The 19,872-nt window shown below is 48.4% G+C and carries 18 protein-coding genes; 1 reads left to right on the forward strand and 17 read right to left on the reverse strand.

Features of this window, described 5'->3' with window-relative positions:
* Positions 1–885 precede the first annotated feature (885 nt).
* On the forward strand, positions 886–1,491 hold the full coding sequence (locus H7698_RS31590; RefSeq protein WP_194690574.1) for an alpha-L-rhamnosidase-related protein: 606 nt from the start codon (positions 886–888) through the stop codon (positions 1,489–1,491).
* A 493-nt stretch (positions 1,492–1,984) separates the two neighbouring features.
* On the opposite strand, the gene H7698_RS03355 is transcribed toward H7698_RS31590, so the two are convergent.
* The 17 genes from H7698_RS03355 to H7698_RS03435 form a co-directional block, all read right to left on the reverse strand.
* Entirely contained in the window at positions 1,985–3,979 is a 1,995-nt protein-coding gene (locus H7698_RS03355; RefSeq protein WP_194690575.1) for a polysaccharide biosynthesis protein, read from the reverse strand.
* A 302-nt stretch (positions 3,980–4,281) separates the two neighbouring features.
* Complete coding sequence (locus tag H7698_RS03360) at positions 4,282–5,460, reverse strand: DegT/DnrJ/EryC1/StrS family aminotransferase (RefSeq protein WP_194690779.1); 1,179 nt, start codon at positions 5,458–5,460, stop codon at positions 4,282–4,284.
* Positions 5,461–5,862: 402 nt separating this feature from the next.
* Entirely contained in the window at positions 5,863–6,459 is a 597-nt protein-coding gene (locus tag H7698_RS03365; protein ID WP_194690576.1) for a sugar transferase, read from the reverse strand.
* Positions 6,460–6,502: 43 nt separating this feature from the next.
* Positions 6,503–7,723: a glycosyltransferase family 4 protein gene (locus H7698_RS03370; protein WP_194690577.1), complete on the reverse strand. Its 1,221-nt coding sequence runs from the start codon at positions 7,721–7,723 to the stop codon at positions 6,503–6,505.
* Positions 7,724–7,728: 5 nt separating this feature from the next.
* Positions 7,729–8,859 (reverse strand): non-hydrolyzing UDP-N-acetylglucosamine 2-epimerase, encoded by a 1,131-nt coding sequence (wecB, locus tag H7698_RS03375; protein WP_194690578.1) that lies wholly within the window; start codon positions 8,857–8,859, stop codon positions 7,729–7,731.
* 24 nt (positions 8,860–8,883) lie between these two features.
* Positions 8,884–10,002, reverse strand: a complete 1,119-nt coding sequence (wbjC, locus tag H7698_RS03380; protein ID WP_194690579.1) for a UDP-2-acetamido-2,6-beta-L-arabino-hexul-4-ose reductase — start codon at positions 10,000–10,002, stop codon at positions 8,884–8,886.
* Between the two features lie 3 nt (positions 10,003–10,005).
* Positions 10,006–11,040: a polysaccharide biosynthesis protein gene (locus H7698_RS03385; RefSeq protein ID WP_194690580.1), complete on the reverse strand. Its 1,035-nt coding sequence runs from the start codon at positions 11,038–11,040 to the stop codon at positions 10,006–10,008.
* 15 nt (positions 11,041–11,055) lie between these two features.
* The gene (locus H7698_RS03390) at positions 11,056–11,769 is read right to left on the reverse strand and encodes a glycosyltransferase (protein WP_194690581.1); all 714 of its coding nucleotides are present in this window, start codon (positions 11,767–11,769) and stop codon (positions 11,056–11,058) included.
* A gap of 64 nt (positions 11,770–11,833) precedes the next feature.
* Complete coding sequence (locus tag H7698_RS03395; RefSeq protein WP_194690582.1) at positions 11,834–13,057, reverse strand: hypothetical protein; 1,224 nt, start codon at positions 13,055–13,057, stop codon at positions 11,834–11,836.
* Entirely contained in the window at positions 13,054–14,199 is a 1,146-nt protein-coding gene (locus tag H7698_RS03400) for a hypothetical protein (protein WP_194690583.1), read from the reverse strand. The genes H7698_RS03395 and H7698_RS03400 overlap by 4 nt, the downstream gene beginning before the upstream one ends.
* A 354-nt stretch (positions 14,200–14,553) precedes the next feature.
* The gene (locus tag H7698_RS03405; protein ID WP_194690584.1) at positions 14,554–15,603 is read right to left on the reverse strand and encodes an LPS O-antigen chain length determinant protein WzzB; all 1,050 of its coding nucleotides are present in this window, start codon (positions 15,601–15,603) and stop codon (positions 14,554–14,556) included.
* Between the two features lie 146 nt (positions 15,604–15,749).
* Positions 15,750–16,640 (reverse strand): glucose-1-phosphate thymidylyltransferase RfbA, encoded by an 891-nt coding sequence (gene rfbA, locus H7698_RS03410; protein ID WP_194690586.1) that lies wholly within the window; start codon positions 16,638–16,640, stop codon positions 15,750–15,752.
* A complete protein-coding gene (gene rfbD / locus H7698_RS03415) occupies positions 16,637–17,530 on the reverse strand; it encodes a dTDP-4-dehydrorhamnose reductase (RefSeq protein ID WP_194690587.1) in 894 nt (297 codons plus the stop codon). The genes rfbA and rfbD overlap by 4 nt, the downstream gene beginning before the upstream one ends.
* Entirely contained in the window at positions 17,527–18,603 is a 1,077-nt protein-coding gene (gene rfbB, locus H7698_RS03420; RefSeq protein ID WP_194690589.1) for a dTDP-glucose 4,6-dehydratase, read from the reverse strand. Before rfbB ends, rfbD begins: the two co-directional genes overlap by 4 nt.
* Positions 18,604–18,831: 228 nt before the next feature.
* Complete coding sequence (locus tag H7698_RS03425) at positions 18,832–19,071, reverse strand: LapA family protein (RefSeq protein WP_194690590.1); 240 nt, start codon at positions 19,069–19,071, stop codon at positions 18,832–18,834.
* A gap of 17 nt (positions 19,072–19,088) precedes the next feature.
* Positions 19,089–19,394 (reverse strand): integration host factor subunit beta, encoded by a 306-nt coding sequence (gene ihfB / locus H7698_RS03430; RefSeq protein WP_194690592.1) that lies wholly within the window; start codon positions 19,392–19,394, stop codon positions 19,089–19,091.
* Positions 19,395–19,545: 151 nt separating this feature from the next.
* Complete coding sequence (locus H7698_RS03435) at positions 19,546–19,824, reverse strand: hypothetical protein (protein WP_194690593.1); 279 nt, start codon at positions 19,822–19,824, stop codon at positions 19,546–19,548.
* Positions 19,825–19,872: the final 48 nt, after the last annotated feature.

Here is a 19,872-nt window from a genome sequence, read left to right on the forward strand (position 1 = left end):
TTCTTCGGGTCCAATCTGGGTTACACCATAAGGTTCCACAGGCACTGTGGACATCCGGCTTAGTGTAAGCATCACAGCACGCAGCACTCTCGCCATAGGACTCAACGGAACTGATGAAAATGAAGCACTGGAGACCTGCACAAGCAGCTTTGCGTGCAAGACTCAACGTCGCCTCCACTCCCTGATCGAATGACCGCAAAGCATCTATGCGCTAGGTAGAGGTAAAGCGCATTTCCAAGAAATATAGTCACTAAACACATTTTGAGGAACGTCGACGAGCGAAGTCTGAACGTCACCCTCTTTCTGCAACCATTTTTTGAACACCCACCTTAAGCACCTCACGCATTTGTGTACTTCGGCAGTGGAGAGTTTTCGCTGAAAAAAGAAACGTCACGATTGCTTCACCGAATTCTCTGGAGACCTCAAGTTTGCTTTAAGTCTCCAACCAATTCTATCGCTTTGATAGAATAAGAAATCTAATTGCAATTCATCAAGTAGCCTCTGAATAAGGACTGATATTACATCGCCCCGCTATCATAAACATTTGATATTCCGCTAAATCGGCACCACAGACTTTTTATGAGCGTGAAAACCTGCGCATATCCGCGCCAAACGTAAACGCAATGGATAACTGGTTGTCGCATCTCGAAAAAGCGAGTTCGGACTAAGTTTGTCCAGTAACGTTCACGGTGACTGGGTTAACTTCGATGAAGAGACTTCAAAAGATCTGATGGCGACAGCATTCTTCGTTGAAAGCGCTCACACCCTTGAATAAGTTGTGCGCTCGCTTAATAAGTATTCCCGTCGATATGCAGATTTTTATTCGAATATTCGAAATGCATTAACCGTGAGTTTGTCCCTCTAGATGGCAGATCAAAGTCTGACATGCGAACGGCCTACGCACTTGCGGTTCAATTGATCGATGGTAGGAACTGGCATCTGTCTACCAGATTCCTCGGCCCACCACGTCTGCTACATGCACTATCGGAAACAGGGTATGCCGACGCAGCGTACCGCCTACTGCTGCAAAATAGTTATCCGTCCTGGGGCGATCAGATAAGCAAAGGCGCTACCACGATGTGGGAGTGTTGGGACGGAATCCGGCCAGATGGCGGCTTTCAAAACAAGGCTATGACCTCATTCAACCACTACGGCTACGGGTCGATCGGAGAATGGATGTACCAGAACATTGTCGGTATTCGTCCCATGGCACCTGGCTTTCGAAGGTTTGTCGTCAAACCTGTGCCTGGAAGCGAGGTGCGTTCGGCCAATGCTCGCTTTAGATCGGGTTACGGGACTATTGCCGTGCGCTGGAAAGGAAGTGATCAAGAAGAGCTTTTTGTCAGCATCCCAGTGAACACAAGCGCGGAAATCTGGGTACCAGACAAGGGAAGGACCGTTCAAAGCGACGGCGCGAACTTCGTCCGTACCGAGCCAGGATATTCGGTCTATGAGGCCGGTTCCGGGGACTACCATTTTTCCATACATTGAATCATAAAGGCTTTAATAGGCGGTGTGTAAGAACCCCTCAGTCCAGCTCGTTTGATCAGGCTCGCCGCATAAAAAGGCTCTGCCAGGCAATAACTAAACGAGCTGATCGGGTCTTAGTCATAGATACAGCCAGCACCGGAGTTTCGTATTGCTGAGTAAGGTCTGGGACGGCTCAGACGGCAGTGGTAGCCTGACGTCCGTCGAAACTTGCAGTTCTGTAAGGGCATCAAGTTTTTCATCGGCAGCAGTTGGCGTCAGCCCACTGTTGAGTTGATGCCCACTGGCGTGCAGCCTAATCCGGGATAGGCTTACTGCGTCCCAACCTGGCTTCTTGAACACGTCGCAGTGCGCCTGCGCTGCGCTGCAGACAATCACAGATCAGTGATCGTTGCTGGTGCTGACTGCATAGGGTGATCAACCGTCCAAAACCGCCGTTCAAATTCAGGCGATGATATGGTAATTGCAGTTGTGCCGGATACTCGATGTAAAGGAATCAGGGTTCGAGGCGGCGTTGCTGGTAGATCCAGTCGACAATTTCTCCGTCTGGGGTGTAGCCGCTGACCGTGTCGCGCAGGAGTTGACGGACGCGCGCATAGTCATCCTGATCCACCGCAGCGACCAATTCGGTCAATTTGACCTTGAGTAAATCCCAAGACAGGTGATCCTCGTTAGCAGTCATGATCATCGGATGCTGAGTGGCCGCCACGTTATCGCCGATTAGCAGTTCTTCGTAGAGTTTCTCACCCGGACGCAATCCGGTGAACTCGATAGCGATGTCCCCATGCTGGTTTTTTTCCGAGCGAACGCTCAGACCGGACAAATGGATCATCTTTTCTGCAAGCTCGACTATCCTCACGGGCTCGCCCATATCCAGCACAAAAACATCACCGCCCTGCCCCATGGAACCTGCTTGAATGACCAGTTGCGCAGCCTCTGGAATGGTCATGAAATAGCGGGTGATCTTCGGATGGGTAACGGTCAGCGGCCCCCCGGACTTTATCTGCTTGTGAAACAACGGTATGACCGAGCCAGACGAACCCAAGACATTACCAAAACGGACCATAGTGAAACGCGTCTTATTTACATGCGATATATTAGAGGTATCACCATACAGCACCGGGGCCAGTTCTCGACTGAGTGCTTGAAGGGTTAGTTCGGCCAGGCGCTTTGTGCTGCCCATGACATTGGTGGGTCGAACCGCCTTATCTGTCGAGATCAGTACAAAATTCGTAACGCCTGCTTTTAGCGCAGCTTGGGCGGTGTTGAGCGTACCAATAACATTGTTCAAAACTCCCTCGGCAATGTTGTGCTCTACCATCGGGACGTGTTTATACGCGGCGGCGTGGTAAACAGTGTCAACATGCCAAGTTCTCATCACATCCAGCAACTTCTCCGGATTACGCACAGAACCGAGAATGGGAAGTAAACGTAATGACAATGACTCCCTGGCAATCCGCTGTTCTAGTTCGCACATGATGCTATAAAGATTGAATTCACTGTGCTCAAACAGCAGCAGTGTCGTTGGTTTCAAAGCAAGAATCTGTCGACATAACTCTGAACCGATTGACCCTCCTGCCCCAGTAACAAGCACAGATTGCCCCTTGATACAGTGTTCAAGCAAGTCACTCCGGGCCGGTACTGCATCCCTGCCCAGAAGGTCCGCAATATCTACTTCCTGAATATCATCGACCTTTACCCGTCCACTGGCCAGGTCCATAAAACCGGGAACGCTTCGAACGTGGAGTGGGAATCCTTCGAGAAACCCGAGGATCTCGCGGCGCCGCCCCCGGTTAGTGGACGGGATGGCCAACAGGATTTCCTGAGCCCCGGTGCTATCGATCATCTGCTGGATATGCTTGGGTTTATAAACCTGCAATCCGGAAATGACTCTATCGGCAATGCCGCTATCGTCATCGATAAATGCAACCGGGCGCATGATTCGCCCCATGCGCAAGGCAGCGACCAACTGGTTACCGGCAGAGCCCGCCCCATAAATGGCAACTTTTGGCAGGCCATCGTCCCGGTTGGTAAATGGAACGTGCTGAGCCGCACTGAACCAGTCGCCCAAAAAGTACTGGCGCATGGCCAAGCGAAGTCCACCGATCATAATCAGGCTCAACCACCAGAAGTTGAAAATGATCGAGCGAGGGACTACGTTTTGGTGATTACTGTACCAATAAACAACTACGCCAAGAATTAATGACGACAAACTGACCGCCTTGATAATCGCGATAAGTGCATCGTTGCCGAAGTACCGCATTACAGCTCGATACATACCAAACCGGATAAACAAGGGAATTGTGACCAGCGGGAGGCATAAGAAAAGCCAGGAATGGACGATCAATGGATTAACCATGTCATCAACACCAAGGCGAACCAGAAATGCCAACCACAATGCGGCCCATACGAGAACGACGTCGACCGCAACCTGAAGGAGCCGTTTTTGACGCCGTGGCAGTCCAAGCAACAGTTTGCGCAATTTATCCATAACCCCGTCGTACACCTCGAACCGCTGACCTATTGCTCATGTTGACGAGTGTACGTCTGCGACGCACTCGTAACGTGTAAATAACTGACCTGATTTAGAACATTGATACCGGTAGCACCACAAGTGAACCAGATCACATCATGGGCGAAGGCAAAGAATACAGCCCCCTATTCATGCTGCTGAAAATACTGAAACCGTGATGAGAAGGGGGCAGATAGTGCCAATGTCAAGCGACATTTCGTGCCCTTTCCCACCTGCAAGAACTGACTCACGCCTCAAGGAGTTGTGAGGTCACAAACAGGCTACGGTTTCACAGCTTGCTGCATGACAATGCGAATCGTCTCGCAAGTCTTTTCTATTTCGGTGTCGGTCAATGTTGGATGCACCAAGAACATCAAGCTTGTCTCCCCCAGTTCTTTCGCAATGGGGAGGCGTATTTCCGGGCGCCAGCCCGTATCATCGAACGCTTTTTCCAGGTAAACCTCAGAACAAGAACCCGAAAAACATGGAACCCCAAGAGCAGAAATCTCGGACAGGATACGATCTCGGTTCCATTCAGCCTTCAAGTGCTGCGGCTCTACAAACACATAACATTTATAGGCAGCGTGTTCGAGGTCTTCGGAAACCACTGGGACACGCAGACCTTTAAGCTCACGAGCCTTCGACCAAATACGTTCCGCGTGATTGATTCGTTGAACACGCCACTGTGCCATGCGACGAAGTTGTATCCGCCCTATGACCCCTTGCACTTCCAGCATCCGCCAGTTCGTACCGAAACTCTCATGCAACCAGCGGAAGCCTGGTTGATGGTCTCGTTCGTAAATGGCCTCCCAACTCTTGCCATGATCCTTAAATGCCCACATTTTCAACCAGAGATCGCGGTTATTGGTGGTAACCATCCCACCCTCCCCCCCGGTTGTCATGATTTTGTCCTGGCAAAACGACCAGGCACCTATATGACCAATAGACCCTACAGGGCGTCCCTTGTACTTCGCGCCATGTGCCTGGGCGCAATCTTCGATGACCTTGATATCATGAAGCGCAGCCAACTCCATGATCGGATCCATATCACACGGCCAGCCAGCCAAATGCACACAAATAATACCCCGAGTACGAGGGGTCAAAACGGACTGAATTGTCTGAGCAGTAATGTTCTGGGTATCGCGATCGACCTCGGCGAAAACCGGGATAGCACCGGCATTAACAATACTGGAAACCGAGGCGAGGAAGGTCCGAGGCGTGACGATCACTTCGTCTCCCATTCCAATACCCAGCGCAACCAATGCAAGGTCAAGTGCGACAGTGCCATTCGCCAAAGCGACGGAATATTTGGTGCCTGCCCACGTGGCGAATTCTTTCTCAAACTCGCGGCATTCCTGCCCAGTCCAGTAGTTGACCTTATTAGAAAGGACCACGTCGCGAACGGCATCGGCCTCTTCCTCAGTGAACGAAGGCCAAGGAGAAAATGGGGTATTCAACACGGTTTTTACCTGCCAGCCATAATTAATAATGAACCGTCGGCAATCGACGACAGCCAATCAGTCACGCGATTCCGATGCCAATCACTCAGGATCTTCGCATCTATCGATGCGGGTACTCTGCGACAGTCATATTATCAGAGATATCGCAGATCACCGCGGCTCTAGCCCCAGACAGGTACCATACCGATCCAGGTACCGTTGGCGACGATTTCTGCACCGGGCAATTGAGCACCTGACCTGACCTGTCCACACGCCCGACGAACAGTCGTAATGGTACAACCTAGGTTCAGAATTGTGCCCACACCATCGTTCGCAATATTTTAACGTCTTGCCATTTACAAACGCTCTGCCGCGTAATGCAGGATGGTTAGATGCTCACTCGCGTCAATAATTCATTACCTCTCATTTTTTTGACCCGGTGAACCTAGTCATTGTTACTTCACCTTCTGCACTGATCCCATCCCTGATCAAAACTTTTTTGATGGTGAGGAAAATTATTTTCAGGTCGAGCCAAAGCGATTGATTGTCTACATACCAAACATCAAGCTTGAATTTCTCTTCCCAAGACAACGCATTACGACCATTTATTTGTGCCCATCCGGTAACCCCGGGCCGCGCATTATGTCTGCGAATCTGCACTTCATCGTACAGAGGCAAATACTCCATCAATAGTGGGCGAGGCCCTACCAAACTCATATCCCCTTTGATGACGTTCCACAATTCAGGCAACTCATCCAAACTGCTGGATCGAAGAAATCTGCCAAAATCTGTCATCCGCTCAGAATCAGGTAAGGGATTGCCGTTGGCGTCAAACGCATCTCGCATTGTGCGAAACTTAACCATTTCAAAGGGTTTACCATCAAGCCCCGGTCTGACTTGGCGAAACAAAATCGGTGACCCCAATCGCTTGCGAATCAGGTAGGCGACTATCGCGATCACGGGGGACAAGAGAATCAACCCGGCTACCGAGGCCACAATATCGAAGAAGCGTTTTGACATCAGAGGTCCTTGAAAAATATTGTTGGGGCGAAAGCCTTGGCGTTCATTTCGACAAACGCTTGAAGTGCTCACCAAAACGCTTGGCACCGACATGAAGGGAAAGCTCTCTGTGATAGAAGGCTAATCCGTTTTCAGCCATTTCCCTATGACCTTTTTCAGAAACATCTATTAAGGCCTGGACTGCATCCGCAAGCGCCTGGGGATTGTCTGACTCGCTGACAACTCCACATCCGGCGTCGCGCACAAGATCCGCGGCATCACCATCTACCGCCATTAATATTGGCTTACCGGCCGCCATATACGCCTGGGTTTTAGACGGAATAGTAATGGTGAACAACGGGTCCTTTTTTAAATGCACAAGCAACGCATCGGCGCTAGCCAGATAGGCTCCCACCTCGGTCATCGGGACAGCGGGCAGAAAGAACACATTATCGAGTTGCTCGCTTTTCGCGAGTGCCTCCAGCCTGGTGGCTTCAACTCCCCCTCCCAAAAAAATAAACGCTACTTTACAAGCTTTTTCTCGCAACAATTGTGCCGTTGCAATGACTGTATCAAGAGATTGCGCCTTACCCATATTACCAGCGAACAGAATTCGAAACGCCGAAGTCACTGGAAAGTTGGCGGGGGGATTACTCGACGTTGAGCGAACCAAATCTTCGGCACACCAGTTGTAGATGACATCGATTTTTTGCGAAGGCACTCCCCGCTGGATCAATAGCCGTTTGAAACCGGGTGACAACACGACAACCTGGTCTACGTGACCGTATACCCAATCGCAGACGCGAGAAACAACTTTTAGGAGCCTTTCGTTGGAAAACATGCCTGTGGCCTTGAGCGTGTCAGGCCACATATCTTGAACATCGTATACCACAGGCACACGCCGGAAAAAACGAACCAGCGCGGCCGCAATACCAACCGTCAATGGCGGATGGTATGCATAAATGACATCCGGTTTTTTCGCTCGAAACAGGCCATATAGCAAAATACTAGCCGCAAAGCTGATGTAATTTAAAAGTCGGCCGACTCCACTCTGCCCATGACTAGGGTAAAGTGGTACACGCGTCACGTGGACGCCGTCGATGACTTCGCGCTGCAAGGCTTTGATCTTATAGCCAGGGTATAACTTACCACCGGGATAGTTCGGAAACCCGGTGACAACCTCGACTTCAAAACCTTGTGCTACCAACTCACGAGCAAAAACAAGCCCCTTGAATGTCGGCTCAGGTTCAAACCACTGAGTGAACAATAAAACACGAATAGCCATTCGTATTAGTACCTTCTCCAAACAGTCCGCATGACATAATCACGATAGCTGTGAATGATTCTAACTACTTTCTCAGCTACATTAGGCATGCTGTAGTCCGCTACAAGTCGCAGCGTACGCTCTTCGCCACGAGCCTGGCTTTCCAGTACTTGCAAGCCCTGCATCACCCTCTCGACCTCGAGACCTACCATCATTACCGCGGCCTCTTCCATGCCCTCTGGGCGCTCATGAGCTTCCCGGATATTTAGCGCAGGGAAGTTAAGAATGGAGGACTCTTCATTGATCGTACCGCTGTCAGAAAGAACTGCCTTGGAGTCAAGTTGCAACTTATTGTAATCCTTGAATCCCAGTGGTTTGAGCAAGCGAACATTTTCGTGGAACTTTGCACCCATGGCATCTACTCGCTTCTGGGTACGTGGGTGGGTTGAAACAATCACGGGATAGCCATACTGCTCGGCCACCGAATTCATCACCTCGACTAGCTTGCCAAAGTTTTTATCGGAGTCGATATTTTCTTCGCGGTGTGCACTGACAACAAAAAACTTGCCCTTCTCCAGGCCTAAACGAGTCAGAACATCCGACGCTTCGATGCCATCACGATAATAATTGAGCACTTCAAACATCGGACTACCGGTCTTAATGACCATGTCAGGCGAAAGACCTTCGCGCAATAAATAATCCCGAGCAATCGTACTGTAAGTCAAATTGATATCCGCGGTGTGATCAACAATACGACGGTTGATTTCTTCAGGAACGCGCATGTCGAAACAACGATTACCCGCTTCCATATGAAAGGTCGGGATCTTGCGGCGTTTAGCAGGAATGACTGCCATGCAGCTATTCGTGTCTCCCAACACCAATAGAGCTTCTGGTTCGATCTCGGCCAAGACGCGGTCGACGCTAATAATCACATTCCCTATCGTCTCTGCACCACTACTGCCCGCGGCGTTAAGAAAATGGTCCGGTTTTCGTATCCCGAGGTCCTGAAAAAATATTTCGTTCAACTCGTAATCGTAATTTTGACCTGTGTGGACCAGTACATGATCGCAATACTTGTCCAGCGCAATGATGACACGCGACAAGCGAATGATTTCAGGACGGGTGCCTACTACAGTGACGACTTTCAACTTTTTCATTGTAATTCTCATTCCAAAATACGATCAGGCTTCGGTGGCCACTGGCATAGTGTAGGTGTCCGGAAGCTCACGATCAAAAATCTCGTTCGCCCACAGCATGACGATCATCTCACTTTCGCCAACGTTGGTAATGTCATGACTCCAGCCGGGCACAGTCTCTACGACTTTAGGTGTTTCCCCATCGGTGAATAATTCATAGAATTCACCCGAGGTTATGTGGCGAAATCGGAAGCATGCCTTGCCGGAAATGACCAGAAATTTTTCTGTTTTCGTATGATGATAATGACCACCCCGAGTAATACCCGGGTGCGCAGTGAAGTAAGAAAACTGACCGGAATCTTGGGTTTTCAGCATCTCTACAAATACGCCGCGAGCATCTCCGTACTTGGGAACCTCGTAAGTAAACTCTTCGGGCCGTAAGTAACTGAGGTAGGTCGAATACAAAGCTCGAACAAGGCCAGTGCCGACGCGCTCGGCGATCATCGACTGCCGACTTTCCTTAAAGGCATAAATTTGTGCCGAGAGATCGCCAACAGCTATCGAGTAATTAGGTTCTATATTTACAAAAGGATTACCAGACAGCCTTCCATCCATTACAGATATAAAACTGCTTATGACGTCGTCAATGTAGACAAGAGAAATTTTAGCGTTTGCGTCGTTAATAGTGACAGGCAAATTGTTTGCTACATTATAACAAAACGTCGCGACGGCCGAATTGTAATTAGGTCGGGCCCACTTTCCAAATACGTTTGGTAGCCTGTACAAATGCACACGACTGCCGAATGTATTGGAAAGATTCAGCAGAGCATCTTCTGCTTCACGCTTACTGTCCCCGTAAGCATTGCCCAACTCTGCCTGAATTGATGAGGTGTAGATTATTGGAATTTTACGCCCACTCGCAGCGACCGCGCTGCATAACGCCTGAGTAAGATCAGCATTACCAACCTTGAACTCTTCAATATCCCGAGGGCGATTGACACCGGCCAAGTGGAAAACGAAATCCACCTCAGATACGAGCGAATGCAGACTGGCGATATTATCTTCGCGACAGAATCGCAGCATCTCGATGTCTTTTCGCTCATGCAGATGAGCTATAAGGTTCTTACCAACAAATCCATTCGCACCGGTGATCAATACTTTCATGCTTTATTCCTCGGGTGTTGCAAATTCGCCGCGCTGAATTGCACGCATGAAGTCAAGTTTCAGCAACAGATTTTGCATCCCCTGAACGTCCAAGCGTTCAGTGTTATGCGAGTTGTAGTCCACCATGGTAGAAATTTTTTCTTCGCCCTGCTCGACAAATTTACTGTAATTCAGATCCCGAAGATCTGGTGGCACTCGGAAGTAATCGCCCATGTCCTCTGCGCACGCCATTTCTTCCCGGCTCAAAAGCGCCTCGTAAAGCTTCTCACCGTGCCGTGTGCCGATAATCTGAATAGGATGTTCAGGCTGCCCAAGCATGGAAGTGAGGGCGAGCGCAAGAGTCTCAACAGTCGCGGCGGGAGCCTTCTGAACGAAGAGATCCCCGTTGTTGCCATGCTCAAAAGCATACAGAACCAGATCGACCGCATCCGCGAGAGTCATCATAAAGCGTGTCATGCTTGGGTCTGTAATCGACAGCGGTTGGCCAGCACGAATCTGACCAATGAACAAAGGAATAACGGACCCACGCGAAGCCATGACATTACCGTAGCGCGTGCCACAAATCACTGTCTTGGCCTCATCCACGTTACGGGATTTGGCAACCATGACCTTTTCCATCATGGCTTTGGAAATACCCATGGCATTGATCGGGTACACAGCCTTGTCAGTGCTCAGACAAACTACCCGCCTGACTTGATTCTGGATCGCCGCCTCAAGAACATTCTCAGTACCAAGAACATTGGTTTTGACAGCCTCCATTGGGTGAAACTCGCAGGACGGAACCTGTTTGAGCGCTGCGGCATGAAAAATAAAGTCCACACCGCGACTAGCGTTCAATATGCTCTGATAATCCCGAACGTCGCCAATGTAAAATTTCAGCTTTGGACTGGCATAGCGCTTGCGCATGTCATCTTGCTTTTTCTCATCGCGGCTGAAAATACGAATTTCGTTGATGTCGGTATCTAAAAATCGTTTGAGCACAGCGTTGCCAAAAGAACCTGTACCACCAGTTATCATTAGCGTCTTATTGTCAAACACGGCTTATCCTCTTTATTAAATAATATGAAAAATAGCAACCAACCAGACAAACCGGGTTCTTACTTTATCGAACAAACCACGATTATTATTGGTCAGATTTCTACCATGGACACGTCTCAATGTAACAACGTCGCTCAAGTGGAAGACAGAGTTGCGTCTATTTGCCACAAAAGCTATCCATATATCATGGCTAACGACTTTTGAGTAAAATGGTATTAAGTAGGGTTTGATCTTCTTCGACAACAACATGGCACAGCCAAAATACGGCACACTACGACCAGCGAATATATCAAGAAAATTCCTGACAGGAGTGCGATTTCTAGCCTGGTCAAAACCACAAAAATATTTTCGACTGTCAACTGAATCGACGAACGACTCCATTGACCCTACCACCATCAAACTTTCGGAAGACTTCATTGCCGAGATCATTTTCTCGACTCTACCTGGAGGCCATAAATCATCTTGATCACTCAAGAATATATACTCTCCCGTAGCGACTGCTATCAAATTTTCAAAATTTCCTATGTACCCGAGATTCATAGTATTTCTGATAATTTTTATTCGAGCATCGTGAAACGCTTCGACAATGAGAAGAGTTTCATCTGTGGACCCATCATCACCTACCAAAACCTCAGAGTCTTCAGGGATCTGTTCGAGTATAGATCTCAACTGATCTCTTATGAACTCGGCACCGTTATAGGTGGCGATACAAACGCTAACCGAACACATATTTATTCCTAGTTAACACTCGAAAAAATCTCAAAACTCGCAACTACCCCTACCATATGTATTCTCAAGAGCCTACCGCGCCAGACTCAGTTTCATTGCCCTCATCAGTATTACCATCGGGGCAGAGCTCAGTTATTATCAGCATTATAGCTAGAAAATGCATGAACACAAACACAGGAGCCAATAGCAAGGGGTTACCCGCACCGGGGATCAGAAACGCCATTGACCCTAGTACCCAAGCCCCTGACACACGCTTACCATCGAGAAAGAAAAACTTTAAACCGTAAAAAATAGTTGATGCATACGACAGGAACAATGGAAGGCTGAACACGCCTAACTTGTTGACTAAATTTACGTAAGTTAACTCAAAGCCATATCCCGTCTCATCACGCTTATAGCCAGAATCCAACGAACTTCCCAAACCGGCGCCCGTAAAGTTCCACTCAGACACCAAATAATCAAACTGTTCACTTCTGACGGAATTACTACCTTCCCCCGATGAAAAACTAAATAAAATAACCTCATACAAATTAGTAAACAACAATAATGCTATGCTCACCGCTATGACAACTAGCGTCATTATAAATAAATTTCGCCCGATCGCTAAATGGCGTAACGCTGATGAATAGCCAGCAAGAAAGATAAACATGAACATGATGAGAAAAACAAGAATAAATCCTTTAGACATAGCGGGAACAATTAATGTAAAGCTGAACACAGCCAACCAAAAAAATGCCCTTACATATCCAGAAAATCCAAATTTGTTGTCCGTCTGCAAAAACAAAGACACCAGACAGATAAACAAAAATGGAACGACGTAGAGGAAAGCACTTGAATAAAGTGTTCTAAGATCCGCGAGTCCGATTCCACTTGAATCGCCCCCACCACCAACCACAGCGAAAGCGCTATACACCGAATAAAACGCAAAACCAGCACTACATATCGCGGAGAAAAATAGAGCTTTTTTGGATACTTTTATCCCGACAGAAAAATAGAAAAGATAAAAAATCACGTACAATGCAAGACCAGCAAAGTTAGTAAACACGTAGCTGACATTCACGCCATTTAGCAAACCGATCACAACCCCGTAACACCAGGAAAAAAAAATAAACAAAGGTAATATGAAAACAAAAAATTGCTGCGAGTTTAGCTTTCTCGCGCTAATAGTAGATGAGAAAAAACAGACCTGAACCACGCCAACCAATAAAAAAAGTGCCACACCAAAATAAGAGGCACGCCCATCAAATATCGAAAGTGCAAAAATCAAAAACACACTCAAAAACATCATTTGCACTGCCCTCCTACCAGCTTAACCCTGAGAAAAAAATAACAAGCTCCGGCATAAATCACTCCAAAACAAACAACCATCCAAATTAAATGACTATATTCCGCCTTATAATATTCAAGTCCAAAGAAAATGAATACTGCCATACAAACGCCGTATGCGATAAGTGACACCATATACGTTTTTGACAAACACAGAAACACGAATATGAAATTTAGCGCAGCATGGAAGTACATCACAAAATAAAAACAAGCAAACCCCATAACAAACTGAAAATAAACCAGATACTTATCTCCTAAGAATGTCGCCAAGAACAGCTTCGAAAATACCGTTCCCGAAAACAAACCATATGACAACAACATACCACCAAGAAACACTACCAAAGACATATTCAAAAACTTCATAACTCCAATATTCCCCGACGCAATAAATCTTGGAAAGAAGTAGTTATTAAAAGCCCCATACAACAAACCTCCTCCCAAAACCAACGTCAACATGCTTGAATAGAAGCCTGCAAACGGTGCATCAGCTCCCACAACAAAATATCGCGGTATGTTCACGATAACGCTAGAAAAAAAAGCGGCCGCGCCCAATACAAACCCTCCCCATGACGGCACTGCTTCGTTAAAAGCAATGTAGGCAAACTTTAATGTCAGAAGAGAGAACACAACCCCAACTATCAACAGCGCAACGTGCAAATCAGCCCCAAAGTATAGAGAGCTAAAGACAATTACTGAAAAAAGGGCACATCGTAATAATGACGCGATAAAAACACTTCGATACTTGCCTGCTCGTATCCCCTCGCAAAGTACTGGCTCGTATAAAAATTCAGCACATCTATAAAGGAAAAACCAAAATACTATTTGCGAGGAGAAGACAATCGAACCGAGAAGCCCAAAGAGCAGAAACGGCACAACTAGCCGGACTCTCGTACTCAACGACTCTTTGAAACTTAATTTTCCACTCAAAATAGACACATTATGCTGCATGGAAAAAAACAGTTGTATAGGAGCACAAATAGAGAATGCAGCTCCAAGCATCGCCGCATCATTGAAACCCCCAAGATGGGAGGTCGCCACTACTAGAATTATAGAGGGGGCACTAAAAAAAACGTTGGCAAAAAAAACTAAAATAAAATTAATCATTCGACGCGTCCGGATTAACATCTACTGCTGTACAAGTTCTATTGTTTACACCGAACATCACTATGAATAGTCGGTCATTCAATTCACTCTCATGAAATTGTGCATTAGCGAATATCCAATAATGACTCTGCTTTTTCATACATTCAGAGTAGTTGATGGAGGTGGTTTCAATGGTTCGATATTCAAGTCTCATTTCTTCTATGAAATTTAGAAGTACTCGAAGGAAACCGTGATAGCTACTTACCAGGAAAGACCTGCACCGCCAATACGGTCCAGGTCTGACTGTGATTTGGAAACACCCTTCCAAAACACTTTTTTCCTCGCTCAGCTGCTAAGTAGGCGAAAGACTCAGAGTTAAGCAACATTTTTTCTAATGAGGACAAAATATCGAATCATCGCGATAATAAAACCTAGCACACCGCCCAACAAAAGCCCTAGTAAGATCATCAGATTTTTTCTGGGTTTAATGGGGCTATCTGGCTGCTCGATAGGGCCATCCTGTCGATAGACCGACACAGTGCCGGGATTTACTTTTAAATCATTATAAAAACTTTGTTTAATTTGCAATCCCCTCAACGCGCGTATGAACGGGTCATCAGACTTACGGGCTTCGAGATTCTGAATCTCAGCCTTCAGCGCTTTACTACCGCGCATATACGTCAGCTGTCCATCCATCGCTGCGGATACTTCAGCTGAAAGGTTACCGGAAATGATTGGTGGATTCTGTAGACCAATCGCCTCAGCGATTGCCAATGCCTCGCTCAATCGTGAAATGGAGTCCTGACGGATTCTGTTCTCGGTTTCTTGCAGCGTAGTAATTTGTTGACCAAGATTACGTGCACGCACTTCAGCTTCACGAGTAGCGTTGCTGATCATTTCTTTTTCCGCTAGAGCCCCCGCTCTAGCGGCAAAGTCTCTCACATACAAAGCTGCTCGAGCTGGATCTTGGCCTCTAGCGGTTACGGAATAACGGTCCGGCTGGTCTTTGGTCGGCAAGCCTATTGACAAGTCTTTCGAAAAATCTGCGTACAACAAATCCTGAGAGCCAATGCGCTCGGACGGTGACAAAGAAGGGAGATAGACCTCATTGAAGAAAGCACGTCGTAATGATTCACTCTGCAAATTCCGTGTAAAAACCTCATATACGTCTTCAATCTTAAATGGTGTCAGCTCTGCACCTACCGTTCGACCATAGTTAAAATCAGCGATCCCGTTTAATGTAGGTGGCTGCAGGTATACACGTGCCTCATACACAGGTTTGCTAAAATAAGCATAACCCGCTGCACACAAAGCTCCGACCAATGCGACGCTGATGATAAGAGCTTTCTGAGCCCACAACCCTGCAACCAGTTCAAAGAGGTCGATCTCATTAGTTCGTTGGGTGGATGCCGGAGTATTCGCCATATAAAAATCAACCTATTCGTTTATCAGAAAGCCGACGTTTGGCTTTTTCTTTTTTCAGCATGTCTCAATACGTATTACCACTACAGACAGGCGAACCGTATAGATAGAAATTCGCTGTATAATAAAACGCACCTCTGATGCTCTTTTTAATGTGAGGGTGAAGCCATCAACTTTTTCAGGTACTGACCATATCCCGTCTTCTGCAAGGCTTCTGCTTGAGCTCCAAGCTGCTCTGCAGTAATCCAGCCGCTGTTGTAAGCAATCTCTTCCAGACAAGCCACTTTCAGCCCTTGGCGCTGCTCAATGGTATGCACAAAGTGACTAGCTTCCAGCAAGGAATCATGGGTACCGGTATCCAGCCAAGCGAAGCCACGACCGAGCATTTCAACCTTCAGCGTCTTGCGCTCGAGGTAAGCACGGTTGACGTCAGTGATTTCGAGCTCACCGCGCTCGGAGGGTTTGATGTTCTTGGCAATTTCAACGACGTCGTTATCGTAGAAATATAAGCCTGTTACCGCATAGTTGGATTTTGGCTTGAGCGGCTTCTCTTCAATGCTAAGGGCTTTGCCAGTTGCATCGAACTCTACGACTCCGAAACGCTCCGGATCCGACACGTGATAACCGAATACAGTCGCGCCGACTTGCTGGGTACTGGCCGAACGAAGATTGTCCGAGAAGTGCTGACCATAGAAAATATTGTCACCGAGGATCAAGCAGCATGGATCCTTGCCGATGAACTCTTCGCCAATGATGAACGCTTGCGCCAAGCCGTCTGGACTTGGTTGTTCGGCATAGGTCAACTGGATGCCGTACTGGCTGCCATCGCCGAGCAACTTGCGAAAGCATGGCAAATCTTCAGGCGTAGAAATGATCAGAATTTCACGCATGCCGGCCAACATCAGCACAGACAGCGGATAGAAGATCATCGGCTTGTCGTAGATCGGCAACATCTGCTTGGAAACCCCTAGGGTCAGCGGGTGCAATCGAGTACCTGAGCCGCCGGCGAGGATGATGCCTTTACGATTTGTCGTAGTCATTTGTTCAAAACTTCCCTAAGCATTCGGGTTACACCACTTTGCCAATCCGGCAAGTGTAAAGAAAAATTATCACGTAGCTTCTGAGTGTTCAGCCGTGAATTAAGTGGGCGTCGTGCAGGCGTCGGATATGCAGTTGTCTCAATTGGAACAACCGACTCGACGGCTAGCTCTTGCGCATTAGCCTTCGCGAATTCGATCACATGACTGGCATAGCCATGCCAGGAAACCTCTCCACCAGCAGCCAAATGGTAAAGACCTGCCAGCTCAGGTTGATGAACAACCTTCTGAATGGCCAGCGCTGTCACGTCTGCAATTAGATCAGCACCGGTCGGCGCTCCGATCTGGTCGGCAATAACGTTTAATGTTTCGCGGTCTTTTGCCAGACGCAGCATGGTCTTGGCAAAGTTGTTACCTCGAGCGGCGTAGACCCAGCTGGTGCGGAAGATAAGATGCTTGCATCCAGAGGCAGTTATAGCCTGCTCACCCGCCAGCTTGCTGGCACCGTAATGATTCACTGGAGCAACTGCGTCTGTTTCTTGCCAGGGTGTGCTGCCCTGGCCATTGAAGACATAGTCGGTTGAATAATGGACGAGCCACGCGTTCAAAGCCGCGGCTTCCTCCGCCATAACCTGGCTGGCCTGACCGTTTACTCGGTCGGCCAGTTCGGTTTCTGATTCAGCCTTGTCGACCGCTGTGTAGGCCGCAGCATTGACGATGACGTCTGGTCTGACTTCGCGGATTGTCGCTCGTAAGGCGTCGAGATCAGACAAGTCACCCGACAAACCATCTTGCGAATGACGATCCAACGCAATCAGCTCGCCCAACGGCGCGAGGGAGCGTTGTAGCTCCCATCCCACTTGGCCATTTTTACCCAAAAGAAGGATTTTCATGCTTTGTTCGAACGATCCGCGTAGTTCTGATCGATCCACTGCTGATAGCTACCACTTTTGACGTGTTCTACCCACTCGGTGTTGTCGAGATACCATTCGACCGTTTTACGAATACCGGTTTCGAAGGTTTCTTCCGGAGTCCAGCCCAGCTCGCGCTGGATCTTGCTAGCGTCGATCGCGTAGCGCTGGTCATGACCAGGACGATCCTGAACGTAGGTGATCAGGCTAGCGTGCGGACGGTGCGCGGAATCTGGACGCAGCTCATCGAGTAACACGCACAAGGTATGCACGACTTCGATGTTTTGCTTTTCGTTATGGCCACCAATATTGTACGTCTCGCCAATCACACCTTCGGTGACGACTTTGTACAACGCTCGAGCGTGATCCTCGACATACAGCCAGTCACGAACCTGATTACCCTTGCCATAAACTGGCAGCTGCTTGCCCTCCAGCGCATTGAGGATGATCAGTGGGATCAACTTCTCAGGGAAATGGCACGGGCCGTAGTTGTTCGAGCAATTGGTCACGAGAGTTGGCAAGCCATAGGTGCGAGCCCAGGCGCGAACCAGATGATCTGAACTGGCCTTGCTCGCGGAGTATGGCGAACTTGGCTGATAAGGCGTGGTTTCAGTGAAAAGATCTTCCGGACCTTCGAGGTCTCCGTAGACTTCATCAGTAGAAATATGATGGAAGCGAAACGCGGCTTTTCGCCCGTCGTCCAGCGCCGCCCAATAATGGCGTGCGGCTTCCAGCAGGGTATAGGTGCCGATTATGTTGGTCTGAATGAATTCAGTGGGGCCGGAGATTGATCGATCCACGTGGGATTCTGCCGCCAGGTGCATAATGGCATCTGGTTGATGCTCACGCAGTACACGGTCTACCTGACTACGGTCACATATATCAACGAGCTCAAAAGAGTAACGCGAGCTTTGGCTCACTTCTGCCAATGACTCAAGGTTACCCGCATAAGTCAGCTTATCGACGTTAACGACAGAATCGGCTGTGTTGGAGATGATATTACGGATGACCGCCGAACCGATAAATCCGGCGCCGCCGGTTACTAGAATTTTCACGCGAAACCATACCCTTGAGTTTCTGACAGGGCAGCGAACCGTGCACTGTCTAATCCATGAATGCAGAAGCCTGCAAAGACCCGAGGCTTCTGACAGAGTCAGTCTGCCCGACATCGGAACTAGCCGCTTTCGGACAAGCGAAGCATTTTACAGCTTAATGACGGTTTTACTAATGGATGTAGACAAGCAGTGGGTAAAGCTCAGTTCGTTTTCTGGCGCTAACCGCAATCAGCCAACGTACTTACGGGAACGCATAGTCCTACGACCGAGCAACAAACCCAAAATTGGCCCGATCACCATCCCCACAAGGAGCGCAAGAATCATCAACAACGCTACGGGCAACTCCGGCCCAGACCAGCCAAAAAACAGCAAGGCAACAGCCTGTTGATTCTCGAGCACAAACGCCAGTATTACCAAAACCAACAACAGGGCAAATACGGCGAGCAGTGCACGCTTCAAGTTACGCATCGCAAACTCCTCAGAACTCAAAGGGCGTCAAGCCCCTCCTCCTCATCCTCATTAACCCGATCCCGAAGCTCCTTCCCCGGCTTGAAATGAGGAACGAACTTCCCGTCCAGGCTAACCGACTGCCCGGTCTTTGGATTACGCCCTACACGCGGTGCGCGGTAGTGCAAGGAGAAGCTACCAAAACCACGGATCTCGATACGATCGCCAGTGGCCAGGCATTGGGACATTTGTTCAAGCATGGTCTTGATGGCCAGCTCCACATCCTTGGATGAGAGCAGCCCTTGATGGGTGACAATTCGTTCGATCAACTCCGACTTCGTCATATTTTTCCCTTCTTTTTCAAGCAGCTAGATCAGCGCTTCAAAGGTTTTAGCACGCTCGGAGCTATTTGAACAGTCCAGGCCTCGACATATATTCAACAGGCTTAACTCGCTTGTTTTCAGCGCTTCAGGCGTCAGATAGTTCCTTCATCCACTACCGACAGATAACCAGCATAGTGCGGGTCAGATACCCCGCAGGATTAAAGCCGAAGGGGAATTCATCCTCATCTTTGGCATCATCGGACCTTGCAACAACCTTGTAGCCTACCCCCTTGCACTCCTTGACTGCACGCTTTTGACATTTCTCCCACCCGGAGCCCAGCCCCGAGCAATCAATCTCTATGCCACTGACTCCACGAACGGCATGAGTCTTGGCACTTGTGGTACAACCTGCCAATACCAAAACCACAATGGCGACCATGAGCTTGTTCATTCACTTCCTTATTGTCGGGCACCCTACCGGAGGGCGCGTGCACCCTAA

Source organism: Pseudomonas sp. p50(2008) (assembly GCF_015351605.1).
GTDB lineage: Bacteria > Pseudomonadota > Gammaproteobacteria > Pseudomonadales > Pseudomonadaceae > Aquipseudomonas.